This is a genomic window from Streptomyces sp. M41(2017) (genome assembly GCF_002078175.1).
Taxonomy (GTDB): Bacteria; Actinomycetota; Actinomycetes; order Streptomycetales; family Streptomycetaceae; genus Streptomyces.
The window spans coordinates 1,198,287-1,215,390 of record NZ_MWFK01000002.1 but is presented as its reverse complement, the minus strand read 5'-3'; the positions used below and the strand labels follow the sequence as shown (position 1 = coordinate 1,215,390).

The window sequence follows — 17,104 nt, the reverse complement described above, 5'->3', positions numbered from 1 at the left end:
TCGGAGCGGTGCGCGGGACGCCCGCGGGCCGGTGGCGGCGGTGAACCGGCTCCGGCCGATGGTGCGTTGGACCGCGGGCCGCGCGAAGGTGCCGCACGGCCAGGGTCTGTGGGCTGACGTGAGCGGACTGATCTACTACTTCGCCGCCGCCGTCCTCTGGACGGGACTGGCGGCTCAACTGCCCGACCTGTGGCGTCACAGAGGAGACCCTCTCAAGCAGTCCTTCTGCGCCGTCATCTTCCTGTCGGGACTCTGCTTCGTGCTCGGCGCGCCGCCCACCGTGGCCCTGGTCAACGGACTGACGGGGATACCCAACATCGCCGCGCCGCTGGCCTACGCGACGGTGACCGCCTTCAGCGCGGCGTCCCTCATCCTCATCGTGCACTGGCGGGGTACCGACCCCGTCCGGGTGCGTCGCACCGCCCGGGCCTGGCTGTTCAGCTATCTGGGAGTGATCGCGGCCCAGGGAGTCCTGTTCGCGCTGGGCGACACCCCCGTCGAGCGCCGCGCGGACTTCGACACCTACTACGCCGCCACGCCGTTCATCCGCGAGATGATCGTGCTCTACCTGGCGGCCCATCTGGTGGCCGCGGTGACGACGACCGTGCTGTGCTGGCGCTGGACCCGGCAGGTCACACGGTGGGCCCGCAGGTCGTTGGCCCTGCTCGTCGTGGGCTGGCTCTTCACCAGTGCCTACGGTGTCGTCAAGTTCGTGGCGCTGACGGCGCATTGGCTCGGGCACCGTTGGGACGGACTCAGCACCAGCGTCGCACCCCTGGTCGCGGTCGGCGCGTGCCTGGTGTCGGCCGGCTACATCCTGCCCGTCGTCGGACCGCGCGTGGACTCGGCCATCACCTTCGTGCGGCTGCGCCCCCTGTTCCGGCTGCTGGCCGGACCCACCGGCGGCCGGCGCTTCGTCGCGCCCCTGTCGTGGCGGACCGTCGGCGACGTCGATCTCCGGCTCACCGCCCGGGAGACGGCCATCCGGGACGGTCTCAAGCGGCTCGCCGGTCAGCTCGACGATCAGGTCAGGCGGCGCGCCTACCGGGAGGCGCTCGCCGCCGGATTCCGTGCCGCCGACGCCGAGGTCATCGGCATGGCCGCGATGGTCGCCGTCGCCGCGCTGGCCGAGGCCCCGTCCCGCGCCGCGGAGACCGGCACGGTCGGCATCACGGTCGGCGACATCGACGTGGTGGTGTCCGTGAGCGCGTTCCTGAGGCCTTCCGGCGCGGGGACGGGCGCCCTGGACACGGGGCAGCCGTCGTTGCTGAGCCTGTCCAGGGCGGTGCGCACCCCCATCGTCGACGCGGCGGTCCAGTCACGCAGGACCGCGGTGCGGCAGCCCTGAACCGGCCCGGCCGACAGGTGGTTCGCGGAGGTCCGGGCCGGAGGCGCCGCGTCGGGAACCCGGCACGGCGCCTCGCCGTCAGGCGCCGGAGGTGTCGGCGCCGTCGAGGAAGGCGCTCTCCTCGGGTGTCAGCGGCGGTCCCGAAAGAGGCTCCAGGACCGGTCCCTTGAGGGTGGCGAGCAGCAGTCGCGGATGGACGAGACGGCTCGCGTCGGCCTGCAGCGTGGTGACCGCGCACATGGCGGCGGACACCTCGTACGAGGTGGTGGCCACGCGCGCCATCCGTCCCATGTAGCGGCTGAGGATCCGGTCCACGAACGTCGGAGCCTTGCCCACGACGTCCGGGAACCACTGGTCCTGCGAGGTGCTCAACGCGTAGGCGGCCCCCACGGACCGGGCGGCGTCGCGCTGGACTCCGCGGGCGAACCCCGGCGTGGTGACGTCGGCGTCCCGCAGCCGGTGACTCAGGGCCAGCGCGCCGAGCGCGGCGACGGACATGCCCTGTCCGTAGACGGGGTTGTACGTCGCGACGGCATCGCCGAGAACGACCAGACCCTCGGGCAGCGCAGCCTTCTCGAAACCACGGCGCCGGTTGCGGGTACTGCGGCTGAGGGACACCTCGCTCAGGGGTTCGGCGCGCGAGATGAGCCGCCCGATGAGCGGATGCCGCAGCTCCAGGGCGAAGCGCGTGAACTCCTCCGGATCCGTGGTCGGTTCGCCACCCCGGGTGCCTCCGAGACTGACCAGCCAGCGGTTGTCCTCGATCGGCACGAGGTTCCCCGAGCGTCCCGGCAGATGGTCGACGGGGTCGGCTCCGACCTGTGTCAACGGGATGGTCTCCGCACCCTGCGGGATACGGAAGACACGGCTGGCGTAGACGAGACCCGAGTCGACGTCGTCGCTGGGTGTGCCCGTCACCCCGAGCGACTCGAGCCACTGCTCCGCCCGTGATCCCCGTCCGCTCGCGTCGACGACGAGGTCGGCGTGGAGGTCCTCCTCGTCGGCGCCCGCCACGACGCGTATCCCCGTGACGCGCCCGGCGTCGCCCAGCAGCGCCACCGCTTCGCCCTGGCGCACCGTGACCCCGGTGGTGCTCAGGACGGCGTCGCGGACCGTCCAGTCGAGCAGGTCGCGGCTGCAGCAGGTCAGCAGCAGCTCGTCGGTCACCTGCGGCCAGCGCCGGAACCAGCCCTGCGGGCCGAGGCCCAGCATGCCGGTGAGGGACTGCTCGCGCGCGCCCGCCGCGAGCAGCTGCTTGCGGATGCCGGCTCCGGGAAGGAGTTCCTCGATGGCCGCGCGGCCGCTGGGCAGCAGAATGTGCGCGTGGCGGGCCTGCGGGAGTCGCCTGCGCGGCCGTGGCCCGTCCGGGAGTTCGTCCCGGTCGACGACGATCACCTCGTCCACGGACCTGGCCAGGGCCGCGGCGGCGAGCATCCCGGCCACGCTCCCCCCGATGACGACAGCACGGCGTGACATGGTTCCCCTAGTTGTCATGGACTTTGCAGTGAGTGGGCGAACTCACCCTATGGTCGCGCGAGTCCATGTTCACCGGAGATCGGAAAGTGCACCGGTTCGGTCGGAGAGGAACAGCGTCGACTGCCACCGCGCGATGCGTGATCACCCCTTACGCGGTGAAACGCGAGGTCGTGGCGGTGTGGATGAGGTCCACGCCCGACACCGCCCCGGGCGACCCGGACCGCCCCTGGTACTTTTCCCCCGTGCGCGAGACGGAGCTGTACCTCCGTGAGCCGCCCGGTGTGGCCGGTGTCGGCGTCGGCGTGCATGGTGTCGCGAGTGCCACGGACGTGTTCCGGCTGCCGGAGCTGTGGCAGCTGCACCTCTACCAGTACGAGGCCGAGCTGACCGTCGACGGCACGCCGCACGTCGTCCGGCCCGGCCGGGTGAGCCTCGTGCCGCCCGGCGCCACGGTCCGGTTCCGCTACCGGGGCCGCTCCGAGCACCTTTACGCGCACCTGCGCATCACGCCCACCGGCCCGCCCCGGACCGTTCCCGTCGTGCAGGACGCCGGCCCCGAACTGCCGCTGCTGTCGGCGTTGTTGCTGAACGCGGTCGCGGCCGCCCCGGCGCAGCCCGACCGGTCCCGGGCGGAGATCTGGGCCGCACTGTGGCGCGTCGCCGACCTCGCACCCGCCGCTGCGGCGCGACCCGGGCCGCACCCCGCCGTCGGCACCGCCATCGCCCACATCGAGGCCCGTCTCGCCGCCCCGCTGACCATCCCGGAGGTCGCGCGCGCGGCAGGGGTCTCCCACAACCACCTCACCCGGCTGTTCCGCGCCGAGACCGGCGGCACCGTCGTGGCGTACATCCGCCGCCGCAGACTCGAGCGCGCCCACCACCTGCTGCGCGCCTCGACCCTCTCCATCCCGGCCGTGGCCGCCGCCGTCGGCATCCCCGACCTGCAGGCCTTCAACAAGGCGTGCAGGCGGGAACTGGGCGCCCCGCCCCGCGTCCTGCGCGGCGCTACCGGCTGACGTCCTTCCTGACGGCCCGCAGGATCACGAACTTCGCGTCCCCGGCCACCAGTTCGCTGTTGCCGAAGAGTCGTCGCAGCTTCAGGTGGTAGTCGAGGTGGCGGTTGCCGATCACCCACAGTTCGCCGCCGGGCCGCAGCGCGTCGCGGGCGTCCGAGAACATCCGCCGGGCGGTCGTGTCCGTCGTCGCCTGGTGGGAGTGGAACGGCGGGTTGTTCACGACGAGATCGACGCTCCCGGCGGGGACGCCCGCCAGACCGTCGGCGACGCGGAACTCGGCGGCTCCCCCGGCGTTCGCCCGGTACGTCGCCTCCGCCGACGCGACCGCCTGGTAGGACTCGTCGACGAAGAGCACGTCGGCGTCCGGGTTGGCCAGCGCCAGCGCCGTACCGACCACCCCGTTCCCGCAGCCCAGGTCGACGACGCGCTCCGGGCCCCGGCTGCGCGGCAGGTGCTGGAGCAGGAAGCGGGTGCCGATGTCGAGGCGGTCGGCGCAGAACACGCCCGCGTGATTGACGACCGTGCGTCCGGAGACGATCCCGATGTCCTCGGGGAGCCGGTAGCTCAACGGCCAGGGGTTCGCCTCCCGGGCGATCCCCGGCAGCGGGGTGCAGAAGATGAGCCGGGCCTTCTTCTCGGCCAGCGAGGTGCGCGTGGGACCGAGGATCCGCTCGAACAGCCGGAGCGTGGAGGTGTGGATCTCCTTGACCATCCCGGTGCCGACGACGACGGTCCCTTCGTGCACCGCGGGTGCCAGCCGGTTCAGCTGGTCCTCCAGCAGGGCGAGGCTCTTCGGCACCCGGACCAGCAGCACGTCGATCCGCCCCGGCGGCGGGTCCTGGGTGGTGAGCAGCCGGACCGGCGACTCGCCGGCACCGGCCCGCGCCAGGTTCGCCCTGGTCGCCTGCTGCGCCAGGTGGGAGTCGGTGATCTGCGTCGGCCCGGCGTCGGACAGCGCGGTGGTGAGCGCGCCCCACCGGTCGCCGACGATCACGACCGAACCGGTCAGGTCGGTCCCGCTCTCCGCGAGGTGCCGGAGCAGATAGGTGTCGGCGGCGTCCCACGCGCGCAGGGGATCGCGGGGGTCCTCGGGAAAGCGGGCGAGCTCGTGGTCGCCCCAGGGGGTGGTCATACGGTCGGTCATCGTGGGTCCAGGCTAAGCGACACAGGTCGGCGGGGGTGCGCGAGGATGGAGGCATGTCGATGGACGCGGAGCTCTTCCCCCGCAGCCGCCGGGAGATCGCGCCCGGCGCGGTCCACCTCCCGGACTGGCTGGGCGCGGACCGACAGCGCCGGCTCCTGGAGGACTGCCGCGCCTGGGCCCGGCCGCCCGCCGGCCTGCGCAGGGTCCGGACCCCCGGGGGCGGCACGATGACCTCCCGGCAGGTCTGCCTCGGCTGGCACTGGTACCCGTACGGCTACGCCCGCACGGTCGTCGACGGTGACGGCTCCCCGGTGAAGCCGTTCCCCGACGAACTCGGCGAGCTGGCCCGCGCGGCGGCCCTGGACGCCCTCGGCGGCGATCCCGGCGCCGGCGGGGCCGCGTACGACATCGCGCTGATCAACTTCTATGACGCCGACGCCCGTATGGGCATGCACCGGGACGGCGACGAGTCGTCCGACGCCCCGGTGGTCTCCCTCAGCCTCGGTGACACCTGCGTCTTCCGGTTCGGGAACACGGCGTCCCGGACGCGGCCCTACACGGACGTCGAGCTGCGCAGTGGTGACCTGTTCGTGTTCGGTGGCCCGTCACGGCTCGCGTACCACGGTGTGCCACGGGTGTACGGCGGCACGGCGCCGCCCGAGTTGGGGCTGACCGGACGGCTGAACGTCACGCTCCGGGCAAGCGGGTTCTGAGCGGTGCTCGCGCCGTGGCGCCGGGCACCCGGCGGACGGGCGGCCCGGCGCGGAGCGGACGCGACGTCCGGCGCGGGCCGGTCCCGCGCACCGCAGGGGCCGACCCGGCCGGCCGGGCCACCGTGGGAGCGGATCATGGGAGACTCACCCTCATGAACGGCAAGGCGGGCCCCCGGACGGCGGGGGACGGGAACACGCGGACACGGCTCGACCGGGGGCGCGGGGCGCTCGGACCGGCCCTGGAGCTCGTGCACACCGGGCGTGCGCCGACGCGTGCCGTGCTCACCGCCGAACTCGGCGTCACGAGGGCGACCGCGGGCGCGGTGGCCGCCGAGCTGGAGGCGCTGGGGCTGATCCGCGTCGACGCCCGGCCCGGTGCCGCCGCCGGCTCCCAGGGTCGCCCCTCGCACCGACTGGAGGTCGCCGAGGACGGGCCCGTCGCGCTCGCCGCCCAGGTGCACGCCGACGGGTTCCGCGCCGCGCTGGTCGGTCTCGGCGGCCGGATCGTCGCCACCGCGCCCGGCTGCGAGGCCGTCGACGCCGACCCGGCCAAGGTGCTCGGCTCGGTCGTCGAGGCCGGCGCCGACCTGCTCCGGGCGACCGGCCGCCGCTGCGTCGGCGCGGGACTCGCCGTGCCCTCCGCGGTCGCCGAACCCGAGGGCCTCGCCCTCAACCCGCTGCACCTGGCGTGGCCCGCCGGAGCCCCGGTCCGGCAGATCTTCGCCGAGCGGGTGCGCGCCGCGGGCATCGAGGGACCCGCCTTCGCCGCCAACGACGTCAACCTCGCCGCGCTCGCCGAGCACCGGCACGGAGCGGGCCGCGGCGCCCGCGACCTGCTGTGCGTGGCCACCGGGCACCGCGGCGTCGGCGGCGCGCTCGTGCTCGACGGCCGCCTGCACACCGGCAGTTCGGGGCTCGCCCTCGAAGTGGGTCACCTCACCGTGAATCCCGAGGGGCGTCCCTGCTACTGCGGAAGCCGCGGCTGTCTCGACGTCGAGGCCGACCCGCTGGCCTTCCTCACCGCCGCGGCACGTGCCCCCGGCCCCGAGGTGTCGCTGCTCCAGCAGTCCAACGAACTGATCCGCGACGAGTACGCCGATCCGTCCGTGCGCCGCGCGACCGAGGCGCTCATCGACCGGCTCGGCCTCGGGCTCGCGGGCCTCGTCAACATCCTCAACCCGGACCGCATCATCCTCGGCGGACTCCACCGCAGCCTGCTGGACGCCGACCCCGACCGGCTGCGTGCCGTCGTCGCCGACCGCAGCCTGTGGGGCCGCAGCGGTGTGGTGCCGATCCTGGCCTGCACCCTGGACCACAACAGCCTGGTGGGCGCGGCCGAGTTGGCGTGGCAGCCCGTCCTCGACGACCCGCTGACCGCTCCGGCCGCCTGACCGCTCCGTCCCGCTCCGGCCTCCCGACGACGCGGACGCCGTCCCGACTCAGGAACGCCAGGCCACGCCGAAGGCGCGGGCCGGATTGCCGGTGAGGATCCGGTCCACCAGGTCGATCCCCAGGGCGTGTTCGAGCCGGGGGCGGACGCGGCGCAGCAGATACGGCAGTCCCGGGCCGCCGTTCACCGACCGGGCTGCCGCGGTCGTGGTGTCGCCCCCGAGCAACAGGCGTTCCCCGAACCCGGCGTCGGCCAGGGCCCGTAGGGCGTCCGGCATGCGCCAGTCGGTGGCGTGGTTGGCGCGGGAGGGACCGTCGAACGCGAGGAAGGCGCCCGCCGCGGCGGCCTCGCGCTGGACCACGAAGTCCGGCGAACGGTTCAGATGCCCCAGGATCACCGCGTCCGGCGGCACCATCAACTCCCCGCACAGCAGGTCGAGTACGTCGAGGGCGGCCGTCCCCAGCTCCAGGTGGACCGCGATCGGCGCACCGGTCGCGTGGTGGGCCTCGGCCGCCGCCGTCATCGTCCAGCGGGCGTGCGCGTCCACCGCGTGGAAAGCGCCCGCCACCTTGATCAGCCCGGCGCGGACACCGGAGGTGCCGATGCCCGAGGTGAGTTCGGAGACGAAGAGAGCCGCCGGGTCGCGGCGCAGCCGCCGCAGCGCCTCCGGTTCGTAGTGGGCGGCTTGGTGGAGGCCGGTCGCCGCCACGACGTGCACCCCGGTGTCGCGCGAGATCAGCGGCAGATCGGCGGCGCGCCTGCCCAGCCCGTACGGCGTCCACTGGATCACGGCCGCGCCGCCCTGTTCGCGGAACGCGGCCAGCTCGGCGCGGGCGGCGGACGCGTCCCGCAGTTCCTGGCCCGGCAGCCGGGGGCTGCCGAAGAAGAGGTGGTCGTGCGCGTCGCACACCCCGAGGGCTTCGGGCGGCAGGTCCCCGAGCACCGTGCGGACGGCGGCGGCCGGGCTCACCACTGCCGGCCCCGGGGGAGCGACTCCCGCTCCGGCAGGGAGAGATGAAGCACCTGGAAGACCTCACCGGCCGCCTCGGGGGAGGCGGCGGCCCAGAGCGACAAGTGGACGATCTCCCAGTGCCGCGGATCGACGGCGGCCGTCGCGCTCACCACCCCGTCCAGGGACGCGAGCCGCGCGGTCTCGCGCCCCGCCTCCGCCATCACCTCCGACAGATCCGTCCCCTCGGCCACGGGCCGACGGCTCCGGACCGCCGCCACGGGCGCCGAGCCGGCGGCGTCGCCCTCCTCGTGGGCGAGGCCGGTCCAGTGCTGGACGACAGGGCGCCCGAAATCGTTCACCAGGCCCTGGAACGCGCCACCCCAGAGGAAGGAGTTCATGCCCGCGGTGGTGTTCCAGAGGTAGAACGGCGCGTACTGGTTCACAGGGGAGCCGTCGACCCCGCGTTCGCGCATCAGATACGCCTTGAACCCGAGGCCGTCCCAGGCGTCGAGCAGATGGCCGACCCGGGCGACGCGGTCGCGGACGACCGTCATGTCGTAGTCGGCGGGAAGCGTGATCTCGTACTGCATCGCGTGCATGGCGGAGTTCCTATCCGTGCGCGGAATCGGGGGCGGCCGGGGCCAGCAGAGCGAGCAGCCCGCGCACCCCGGCGTCGAAGGCGGCCGGGGAACCCGAGGCACGGGCCAGCACATAGCCGCCCTGGACGGTCGCGAGGATCGTCGCGGCGACGTCACCGGCGTCGAGCCCGGCCGCGAACTGCCCCTGCTCCTTGCCCTCTTCGACGAGCGCGGCCAGCCGCCCGCGCAGCCAGTCGAGCGTCTCGTCGACCGGTGCGCGCAGCTGGGCATCGGCGACCACGTCCGGATCCATCGTGAGCCGCCCCACGGGGCAGCCGCGCAGCACGTCGCGTTCACGCCGCAGGTAGGCCTCGACGCGCTCGTACGGGGAGCCGGGCGGGGCGAGCACGGTCTCGGCGGCAGCCCGCATCTCGGCCGCCGTGCGGCGGATCGCAGCGAGCGCCAGGTCGGGCTTGCCGCGGAAGTGGTGATACATGCTGCCCTGCCCGGCGCCCGCGCGCTCCAGGATCGCCTTGGGGCTGGTGCCCACGTAACCGCGCTCCCACAGCAGCTCGCGCGTGGACTCGATCAAACGGTCCGCAGTGTCCATGCCGCCACTGTACATACCAGTAGGTACAGAGATCGAGAGCGGAGCGTGAACCCGCCGGTCCCGGCCCGGGCGGCAGCCGTGCGGAGCAGCGCCCGGCGCCGCGCGTACTCCCGGGGAGGTACGCGGACGGCCGCTGGCCGTACGACGACCGGGACCCCCTCGGGGCGCGAGTCTCGAAGCATCAGCAGATCCCGCGTGACAGCGCGGTCCCACCGAGGAGATGAACCGAGATGCAGACCCTGGCGAACTGGGACGGCGGACCCGGCCCGTGGATCCTGTTCTTCCCGCTGATCTGGGCGGCCGTCGTGATCGGCGCCGTGACCGTCCTGCGACGCACCGCCTGGCGTGGCCGCCGTGGAGCGTGGCGGGCCACGGGCGGCTTCGGCCCCGGTGATCCCCGCCCGACGGGCGACTCACCGATCGCCGTGCTCGGCCGGCGCTTCGCGTCCGGGGAGATCGACGAGGACGAGTACTGGCGCCGGCTGTCCGTCCTCGACGAGCAGTTCGGCCGCACCGGCAAGGGCGGTGCGGCATGACCGCCGGCACCACCGCCCGCGACGCGGCCCGGGTCACCGAGGCCGTGAAGGTCTATGGCAGCGGGGACACGGCCGTACGGGCCCTCGACGGGGTGAGCGTCGGCTTCCCGGCCGGCCGCTTCACCGCGATCATGGGCCCGTCCGGGTCCGGCAAGTCCACCCTCATGCACTGCGCCGCGGGCCTCGACACCCTCACCTCCGGAACCGCCCACATCGGCGACACCGAGATCGGCACGCTCGACGACCGCCGCCTGACCCTGCTGCGCCGCGACCGCGTCGGATTCGTCTTCCAGGCCTTCAACCTGATCCCGACCCTCACCGTCGCGGAGAACATCACCCTGCCCCTGGACCTCGCCGGCACCGGCGGCTCCCGCGAGTGGATCGACTCGCTCGTCGACGTCGTCGGTCTCCGCGACCGGCTGCACCACCACCCGAGCCGGCTCTCCGGCGGACAGCAGCAACGGGTGGCCGTGGCACGGGCGTTCGCCGGCCGGCCCGACGTCGTCTTCGCCGACGAACCCACCGGCAACCTCGACTCCCGCTCCGGCGGCGAGGTCCTGAACCTCCTCGGCCGCACGGTGCGCCGCACCGGCCGCACGGTCGTCATGGTCACCCACGACCCGGTCGCCGCCGCGCACGCCGACGAGGTGGTCTTCCTCGCCGACGGACGCCTGGTCGACCGGATGGAGAACCCGACGGCCGACCGGGTCCTCGACCGGATGAAGGCCCTCGACGGAACGGCGGCGTCGGTATGAACGCCGCCCTGCGCCTCAGCGTCTCGTCGCTGCGCGCCCACCGGCGTCGCTTCGCCGGCACGTTCTTCGCGGTGTTCCTGGGCGTCGCGTTCCTGGCCGGCACGCTGGTCATGGGCGACACCCTGCGCGCGGGGTTCGACACGATGTTCGGCGACGCGACCCGGGGCACCGACGCCGTCGTCCGCAGCGCCGGGACCATCACCGCGCCGGGGGAGAGCCAGGGCGTGCGCAGCCCCGTCGGCACCGACCTGGTGCGGACGATCGAGCGGGTGCCCGGCGTCGCCGCCGCGGTGCCCGACATCCAGGGCGCCGGCCAACTGGTGGGCGCCGACGGCAAGCCCATCGGCGGACAGGGGCCGCCGACCCTCGCGGGCAACTGGATCGACGACCCGGGACTCAACGCCTACCGGCTCGCCGAGGGGCGGGCGCCCGCACGGACAGGCGAGGTCGTCGTCAACCGGGGCGCCGCGAAGAAGGGCGGTCTGCGGGTCGGCGACACCACGGTCCTGCGCACCCCCGACCCCGTCCACGTGACCGTCGTGGGCCTCGCGACCTTCGGCGGCGAGGACGGCATGGCGCAGGTGACGTTCACCGGCATGACGCGGGCCGACGCCGAGAAGTACCTCACCCCGAAGCCGGGCGAGGCCGCGAGCATCCGCGTGCGGGCCGGCCCGGGAGTCGGCCAGGGCGAACTCGTCTCCGCCCTGACTCCCGTGCTGCCCAAGGGAGTCGAGGCCATCACCGGACAGGAGTCGGCGCAGGAGAACACCGAGGTGATCTCCAGCCAGTTCCTGACGATCTTCACCACGCTGCTGCTCGTCTTCTCCGGGATCGCGCTCCTCGTGGCGACCTTCTCCATCCACAACACCTTCGCCATCGTCGTCGCCCAACGCACCCGCGAGAACGCGCTGCTGCGTGCCATCGGCGCCTCGCGCCGACAGGTCACCGCCTCGACCCTGGCCGAGGCGACCGTCGTCGCCGTGACGGCCTCCGCCGTCGGACTCGCCGGTGGCGTCGGAATCGCGGCAGGACTCCAGGCACTCTTCCCGGCCATCGGATTCCCCTTCCCGGAGGGCGACTTGGTGGTGAGCGGCCTGTCCATGCTGCTGCCCCTCGCCGTCGGCGTCGTCGTCTGCCTCGTCTCCGCGCTGCTGCCCGCCGCCCGGGCCGGACGCACCGCGCCGCTCGCCGCCCTGCGGGAGACCGCCGTCGACGAGTCCGGCGCCTCCCGGGCGCGCGCGATCACCGGCGGGGGACTCGCGTCCCTCGCCGCGGCCGTCACCCTGACCGGTGTCCTGCTGACCCCGTCCCTCTGGCTCGCCGGCCTCGGCGCGCTGCTCGCCCTCGCCGCCTTCGTGGTCCTCGGACCCGTGGCGTCCGCCACCGCGGTACGTGTCCTCGGGGCACCCGTGGCCCGGCTGCGCGGTGTCACCGGTGGACTCGCCCGGCGCAACGCGCTGCGCAGCCCCCGCCGCACGGCGGCCACGGCCGGCGCCCTGATGATCGGCGTCGCCGTCGTCTCACTGTTCACCGTGTTCGGCGCCTCGCTCAAGGCCACCATGGACCAGACGGTGTCCCGTTCCTTCGCGGGCGACATCGCCGTCAGCGCGCCCTCGTTCGGCGCCGGAGGCAGCGGGCTGAGCCCCCGGCTGGCCCCCGCCGTGGCACGGGCACCGGTGGTCCAGGACGCCGTCGGGCTGGGGAAGGGCGTCGCCGAAGTCAACGGCAGCGGACAGGCGTTGACGGTGACGGATCCGGTCACGCTCGGCAGGGTCTTCGATCTCGGCCGTGTGCAGGGCTCGTTGAGCGCTCTCGGTGCCGACGGCATCGCCATCACCCGGAAGGAGGCGGACCGGCAGCACCTGGTGACCGGTGACACGGCCCGGCTCACCTTCACCGACGGCCGCAGTCAGGACTTCACCGTCCGCGCCGTCTACGGACAGTCGGAACTCGCGGGCGAGTACGTCATCACCCGCGCTGCCTGGGCCCCGCACCGCACGCAGGACTCCGACCGGCTCGTGGCCGTCTCCCTGAAGGACGGAGTGAGCACGGAGCAGGGCAGGGCCGCCGTACGACAGGTCGCCGAGCGTTACGGCAACCCCGAGGTGCAGACCCGCGACGCGTACGCGCGGTCCTCCGCGGGCGGCATCGACATGATGCTCACCCTGGTCTACGCGCTGCTCGCCCTCGCGGTCCTGATCGCCCTGCTGGGCATCGCCAACACGCTGACGCTCGCGATGCACGAGCGCACGCGGGAGATCGGACTGCTGCGCGCCGTCGGGCAGACCCGGGCGCAGCTTCGCGCCATGGTCCGCTGGGAGTCGGTGCTCGTCGCCGCGTTCGGCACGGCGGGCGGTATCGCCCTCGGTGCCTTCCTGGGCTGGGTGCTGGTCGAGGCGTCCGAGGGGGCGTCCGACACCGCGTTCGCCTTCGCGGTACCGCCGCTCCGGCTCGTGGTGGTGGCCCTGGTGGGCCTCGGCGCCGGGGCCCTCGCCGGCCTGCGTCCCGCTCGGCGGGCGGCGCGACTGGACGTACTGCGCGCGATCGCCACCGAGTGAGCCGTCCGGACCCGTACGACATGCTCGGGGGAGCGGCGTACGCGACGGGGGTCACCGCCCGGTCAGCCGGCAACGGCCGACCGGGCGGGAGCGTGTTCCGGCCGAAGGACGTCGACGGTCTGCCGCAGCGGGGCCTCGCGGGAGATCTCGTACGGCGAGCGGAGCGTGGACGCCACCACGGGCGCCTTCGCCGGAAGTGTGAACCAGACGACCTTGCCCGACTCGCCGTCGGGCCGTGCGCCCCAGTTCTCGCTGACCGCGGCGACCATGGCGAGGCCGCGCCCGCACGTGGCGCCGGTGTCCGCCTCCCGCACCTCGGGAAGCCGCGGGTCGTGGTCGCGCACCGAGACCGTGAGCGTGTCGAGCAGCAGCTCGATCTTCACGGTGCACTGTTTGTCGGGCTGGGCGTGCAGGTGCACGTTGGTGAGCAGCTCGGTGACTCCGAGCGCGGCCCGGTCTATCAAGGGGTCCAGATGCCAGTAACGCAACTGTGCAGAGACGATTCTGCGGACCTGGCCGATCCGCGACGGCAGGGCTTGGAGCTCCACCGTGCAATGCCTGCTTGGCTGGCTGATCACGGCTGCGACTCCCCGAATTGAGGTCCGGAAGAAGACGGAGATCGGATCCAGCGGGGCGGCTGAGTGGAACGGCCGCCCGCTGTGGTGACCGGCGGGCTGGTTCGCAGCGTTATCGCCGGTTGACCCAGAGTAGTGAAGTGACATCAGAGTGACCCAGGGGGCGCCGTCCTGCAACTCGCGGTGCCTTCCGAGTCGTCGTGGACCGCCTCAGCGGCCGTGTCCCGCCGCCCTGCGGACCGCTTCGATGAAGCGGCGCGCCGAAGGCGGCCCCGGCTTTCCAGGGGCGGGATCGTGCTCGCCGAGGGTGAGCGAATAGCGGGTGCCGTTGACGTCCGCCGACGCCCGGTCCTCGTGTGCGAACCAGGGCTTCGACGCGCGCACCGCCTGTACGGGGGCACTGTCGATCTCACTGCCGTAGCTGGTGAGCAACTGCAGCCGGCCGTCGCTGATCCGGACCTGTCCGGCCCGGGTGAGCGAACGCAGCCGCTTCCCGATCCGTACGCCCGTGGCCGTGAACTCCGGCTCCCCCATGCTGCTCCGCCCCCTTGTGCGCCGCGGCTGTGCCTGTCGTGATTCCCGCTCTCCGTCCGCCGGGGGCGATCGCCCCGTGGGGCAGTCTGCCCGCAGGCGGCGCCCAGCACCAGTGCGCATGGCGAGGCGGTCGGGGCGCCGGGCGCAAAGGCCGGTATGCGCCCCCCTCGCCGGCGCCCGCGCGCCGTACCCAGGGGTGCCTTTGGGGCGCCCAAAGGTGTGTTTATGCAGGTGAGAAGCGTGCGGAAGGTGTTTATGATCGAAGAGTCCGACCAGTTCAAGCGGCGTCGGCACCAGGCGTTAGGAGCCCTGCCGTGAGCACTCCCCAGCAGATCCGGACCGGAGAGACCCTCGACGTCGACCGTACCGACGAGAGGTACCGGAGCTGGCTCAAAGAGGCCGTCCGCAAGGTCCAGGCCGACGCCAACCGCTCGGCGGACACCCACCTGCTCCGCTTCCCGCTGCCCGAGGCATGGGGCATCGACCTGTACCTGAAGGACGAGTCGACCCACCCCACCGGCAGCCTCAAGCACCGCCTCGCCCGCTCCCTGTTCCTGTACGGCCTGTGCAACGGATGGATCCGCCCTGACCGCCCGGTGATCGAGGCGTCCAGCGGTTCCACCGCCGTCTCCGAGGCCTACTTCGCGGGGCTCATCGGCGTGCCCTTCATCGCCGTCATGCCCCGCACCACGAGCCCCGAGAAGTGCCGCCTCATCGAATTCCACGGCGGCCGGTGCCACTTCGTGGACGACTCGCGCCGGATGTACGAGGAGGCCGCCGCCCTCGCGGTCGAGACCGGCGGCCACTACATGGACCAGTTCACCTACGCGGAACGCGCCACGGACTGGCGCGGCAACAACAACATCGCCGAATCCATCTTCCGCCAACTGGAGTTGGAGCGGTTCCCCGAACCCGCGTGGATCGTCGCCACGGCCGGCACCGGTGGCACCTCGGCCACCCTCGCGCGCTACGTCCACTACATGCAGGCGGACACCCGCATCTGTGTCGCCGACCCCGAGAACTCCTGCTTCTTCGAGGGCTGGACCACCGGCGACCCGGACGTCACCTGCGACTGCGGCTCACGCATCGAGGGCATCGGCCGGCCGCGCATGGAACCGAGCTTCGTGCCGGGTGCCGTCGACCGCATGATGAAGGTCCCCGACGCCGCCAGCGTCGCCGCCGTGCGCGCGCTGGAACAGGCCATCGGCCGCAAGGCGGGAGGTTCGACCGGAACCGGCCTGTGGAGCGCCCTGAAGATCGTCGCCGAGATGGTGGCGGCGGGACGCAGGGGCAGCGTGGTGACCCTGCTCTGCGACCCGGGCGACCGCTACCTCGACAAGTACTACTCGGACACGTGGCTGGAGGAGCAGGGGCTGGACATCGCCCCGTACACCGAGGCGATCACCAGCCTGCTGCGCACCGGTGTCTGGCCGGACTGACCCACACGGGGCAGGAGTTCAGGCGGGGGCCGGCGTCAGACGCCGGTCCAGGGCCGTCACCGCGCCGCGGAAGGCACGGCCCAGACCGGCCCGCCCCACGGTGAGGCCCCCACGGAACAGCGCCGACCCGTCGGCGGCGAAGGTCCACCGCACACACGTGCCCCGGCCGGCGGGTGTCAACCGCCACTCCTCGACGAGCGCCCGTATACCCGGCGCGTTCGTGACATCCACCCGGTACGCGTATGTCCGGGGCGCCTCGGCGACCAGAACCGTCTCCTCGAACCGCGTGCCGCCCCGCAGCCGCAGCTCGCGGCCCGCGCCGTCGGCGGTGGGCCGGGCCAGCGTCACCGCCGAGAACCAGTCGCTCCAGCCGGAGACGTCCTCGGCCAGCGCCCGGAAGACCGCCTCCGGGGCGGCGGCCACCTCCCGGGCGAACACCAGACGCACCGGAGCGGTCTCGACGAAGTCGGCTCCTACCGGGCGCAGACGGCGTGCCATGAGCGAACCCCCCAGCGGGAACCAGTCCCGGTCGGCAGCGATCGATGACCTCGCGCCCGGCACCGCGACAGCTCCGGCGGCGCGGGCAGCGCCACCCTAGCTGGCGGACCGTCAGATGTCTGTATCGTCCTCGGGCTCACCGGCCACGACCAGCCGCCGCAGATGCTCCGCTATCTCCGACCGGGCTCCGGCCGGAAGACCCCCGTCGGTGACGAGCGTGTCGACCTGCTCCAGGGCGGCGAACGAACTCAGGCCCACCGTGCCCCACTTGGTGTGGTCGGCGACCACGACGACCCGCCGCGCGGACTGCACCAGCCGGCGGTTGGTCTCCGCCTCCGCGAGGTTCGGCGTCGACAGACCCGCCTCCAGCGATATGCCGTGCACGCCGAGGAAGAGGACGTCGAAGTGCAGGGTCGCGATGGCCTGATCGGCCACCGGCCCGACGAGCGAGTCGGACGGCGTGCGGACCCCGCCCGTGAGGACCACCGTGGCGCCGCCCTGCCGCTGGCCCGACGTGCGCTGCGCCGAGTGGAACACGTCCGCCACCCGCACCGAGTTGGTGACCACGGTCAGGTCCGGGACGTCCAGGAGCCGATGCGCCAGCGCGTACGTCGTGGTACCGCCGGAGAGCGCGATCGCCGACCCGGGCGCGACCAGTTCCGCCGCCGCCCGCGCGATGTCCTCCTTCGCGGTCAGCTCCAGACCCGACTTGGCCTCGAAACCCGGCTCGTGCGTGCTCGCCTCGGCCACCGGGACCGCGCCGCCGTGCACCTTCTCGACGGCACCCTGACGGGCCAGCGCGTCGAGATCGCGGCGGACCGTCATGTCGGACACACCGAGCTTGCGCGTCAGTTCGTTCACACGGACGCCGCCGCGCCGGCGCACCTCGTCGAGGATCAGGGCGCGACGCTGCTCCGCGAGGAGGTTCTGATTCTCACTCACGACCGCTTCGGTCCTTTCGCCGCTGCCTGCCCGACACTCC

The 17,104-nt window shown here is 73.3% G+C and carries 17 protein-coding genes; 8 read left to right on the top strand and 9 right to left on the bottom strand.

Features of this window, described 5'->3' with window-relative positions; translation table 11 throughout:
- Positions 1–58: 58 nt before the first annotated feature.
- On the top strand, positions 59–1,348 hold the full coding sequence (locus tag B0675_RS30985) for an MAB_1171c family putative transporter (RefSeq protein WP_081223985.1): 1,290 nt from the start codon (positions 59–61) through the stop codon (positions 1,346–1,348).
- 78 nt (positions 1,349–1,426) lie between these two features.
- Here the strand turns inward: B0675_RS30985 and B0675_RS30980 are convergent, their stop codons facing one another.
- The gene (locus B0675_RS30980; protein WP_081222914.1) at positions 1,427–2,824 is read right to left on the bottom strand and encodes an FAD-dependent monooxygenase; all 1,398 of its coding nucleotides are present in this window, start codon (positions 2,822–2,824) and stop codon (positions 1,427–1,429) included.
- A 242-nt stretch (positions 2,825–3,066) separates the two neighbouring features.
- Between B0675_RS30980 and B0675_RS30975 the strand changes: the two genes are divergently transcribed.
- On the top strand, positions 3,067–3,840 hold the full coding sequence (locus B0675_RS30975) for a helix-turn-helix transcriptional regulator (protein WP_081223984.1): 774 nt from the start codon (positions 3,067–3,069) through the stop codon (positions 3,838–3,840).
- On the opposite strand, the gene B0675_RS30970 is transcribed toward B0675_RS30975, so the two are convergent.
- On the bottom strand, positions 3,830–4,984 hold the full coding sequence (locus B0675_RS30970) for a methyltransferase (RefSeq protein WP_179165477.1): 1,155 nt from the start codon (positions 4,982–4,984) through the stop codon (positions 3,830–3,832). The genes B0675_RS30975 and B0675_RS30970 overlap by 11 nt on opposite strands.
- 59 nt (positions 4,985–5,043) lie before the next feature.
- Here B0675_RS30970 and B0675_RS30965 point away from each other — a divergent pair, with 59 nt between their 5' ends.
- Positions 5,044–5,697: an alpha-ketoglutarate-dependent dioxygenase AlkB gene (locus tag B0675_RS30965; RefSeq protein WP_081223983.1), complete on the top strand. Its 654-nt coding sequence runs from the start codon at positions 5,044–5,046 to the stop codon at positions 5,695–5,697.
- Between the two features lie 152 nt (positions 5,698–5,849).
- On the top strand, positions 5,850–7,088 hold the full coding sequence (locus tag B0675_RS30960) for an ROK family protein (RefSeq protein WP_081222912.1): 1,239 nt from the start codon (positions 5,850–5,852) through the stop codon (positions 7,086–7,088).
- 48 nt (positions 7,089–7,136) lie between these two features.
- Here the strand turns inward: B0675_RS30960 and B0675_RS30955 are convergent, their stop codons facing one another.
- From B0675_RS30955 to B0675_RS30945, 3 genes are read right to left on the bottom strand one after another with little or no spacing between them, the layout of a single operon-like run.
- Complete coding sequence (locus tag B0675_RS30955) at positions 7,137–8,057, bottom strand: phosphotriesterase (RefSeq protein ID WP_081223982.1); 921 nt, start codon at positions 8,055–8,057, stop codon at positions 7,137–7,139.
- Positions 8,054–8,638 carry a DUF4865 family protein gene (locus B0675_RS30950; RefSeq protein ID WP_081222911.1) on the bottom strand — a complete coding sequence of 195 codons (585 nt, stop codon included), beginning with the start codon at positions 8,636–8,638 and terminating at the stop codon, positions 8,054–8,056. The genes B0675_RS30955 and B0675_RS30950 overlap by 4 nt, the downstream gene beginning before the upstream one ends.
- Before the next feature lie 10 nt (positions 8,639–8,648).
- Positions 8,649–9,227 carry a TetR/AcrR family transcriptional regulator gene (locus B0675_RS30945; RefSeq protein ID WP_241540061.1) on the bottom strand — a complete coding sequence of 193 codons (579 nt, stop codon included), beginning with the start codon at positions 9,225–9,227 and terminating at the stop codon, positions 8,649–8,651.
- Between the two features lie 230 nt (positions 9,228–9,457).
- Between B0675_RS30945 and B0675_RS30940 the strand changes: the two genes are divergently transcribed.
- The 3 genes from B0675_RS30940 to B0675_RS30930 are packed head-to-tail and all read left to right on the top strand — an operon-like array spanning position 9,458 to position 13,076.
- On the top strand, positions 9,458–9,763 hold the full coding sequence (locus B0675_RS30940) for an SHOCT domain-containing protein (RefSeq protein WP_081222909.1): 306 nt from the start codon (positions 9,458–9,460) through the stop codon (positions 9,761–9,763).
- Positions 9,760–10,518, top strand: coding sequence for an ABC transporter ATP-binding protein (locus B0675_RS30935; protein WP_081222908.1), 759 nt, complete (start codon positions 9,760–9,762; stop codon positions 10,516–10,518). Before B0675_RS30940 ends, B0675_RS30935 begins: the two co-directional genes overlap by 4 nt.
- Complete coding sequence (locus B0675_RS30930; RefSeq protein ID WP_081222907.1) at positions 10,515–13,076, top strand: ABC transporter permease; 2,562 nt, start codon at positions 10,515–10,517, stop codon at positions 13,074–13,076. Before B0675_RS30935 ends, B0675_RS30930 begins: the two co-directional genes overlap by 4 nt.
- A gap of 62 nt (positions 13,077–13,138) precedes the next feature.
- On the opposite strand, the gene B0675_RS30925 is transcribed toward B0675_RS30930, so the two are convergent.
- Both B0675_RS30925 and B0675_RS30920 read right to left on the bottom strand, forming a co-directional pair.
- The gene (locus tag B0675_RS30925) at positions 13,139–13,654 is read right to left on the bottom strand and encodes an ATP-binding protein (RefSeq protein ID WP_081222906.1); all 516 of its coding nucleotides are present in this window, start codon (positions 13,652–13,654) and stop codon (positions 13,139–13,141) included.
- 207 nt (positions 13,655–13,861) lie between these two features.
- Positions 13,862–14,185 carry a hypothetical protein gene (locus tag B0675_RS30920; RefSeq protein WP_081222905.1) on the bottom strand — a complete coding sequence of 108 codons (324 nt, stop codon included), beginning with the start codon at positions 14,183–14,185 and terminating at the stop codon, positions 13,862–13,864.
- Between the two features lie 314 nt (positions 14,186–14,499).
- Here B0675_RS30920 and B0675_RS30915 point away from each other — a divergent pair, with 314 nt between their 5' ends.
- The gene (locus tag B0675_RS30915; RefSeq protein ID WP_081222904.1) at positions 14,500–15,624 is read left to right on the top strand and encodes a PLP-dependent cysteine synthase family protein; all 1,125 of its coding nucleotides are present in this window, start codon (positions 14,500–14,502) and stop codon (positions 15,622–15,624) included.
- Between the two features lie 18 nt (positions 15,625–15,642).
- Here B0675_RS30915 and B0675_RS30910 read toward each other — a convergent pair whose 3' ends face one another.
- Both B0675_RS30910 and B0675_RS30905 read right to left on the bottom strand, forming a co-directional pair.
- Positions 15,643–16,122 (bottom strand): SRPBCC family protein, encoded by a 480-nt coding sequence (locus B0675_RS30910; RefSeq protein ID WP_081223981.1) that lies wholly within the window; start codon positions 16,120–16,122, stop codon positions 15,643–15,645.
- Between the two features lie 111 nt (positions 16,123–16,233).
- Positions 16,234–17,064, bottom strand: coding sequence for a DeoR/GlpR family DNA-binding transcription regulator (locus B0675_RS30905; protein ID WP_081222903.1), 831 nt, complete (start codon positions 17,062–17,064; stop codon positions 16,234–16,236).
- Positions 17,065–17,104 lie beyond the last annotated feature (40 nt).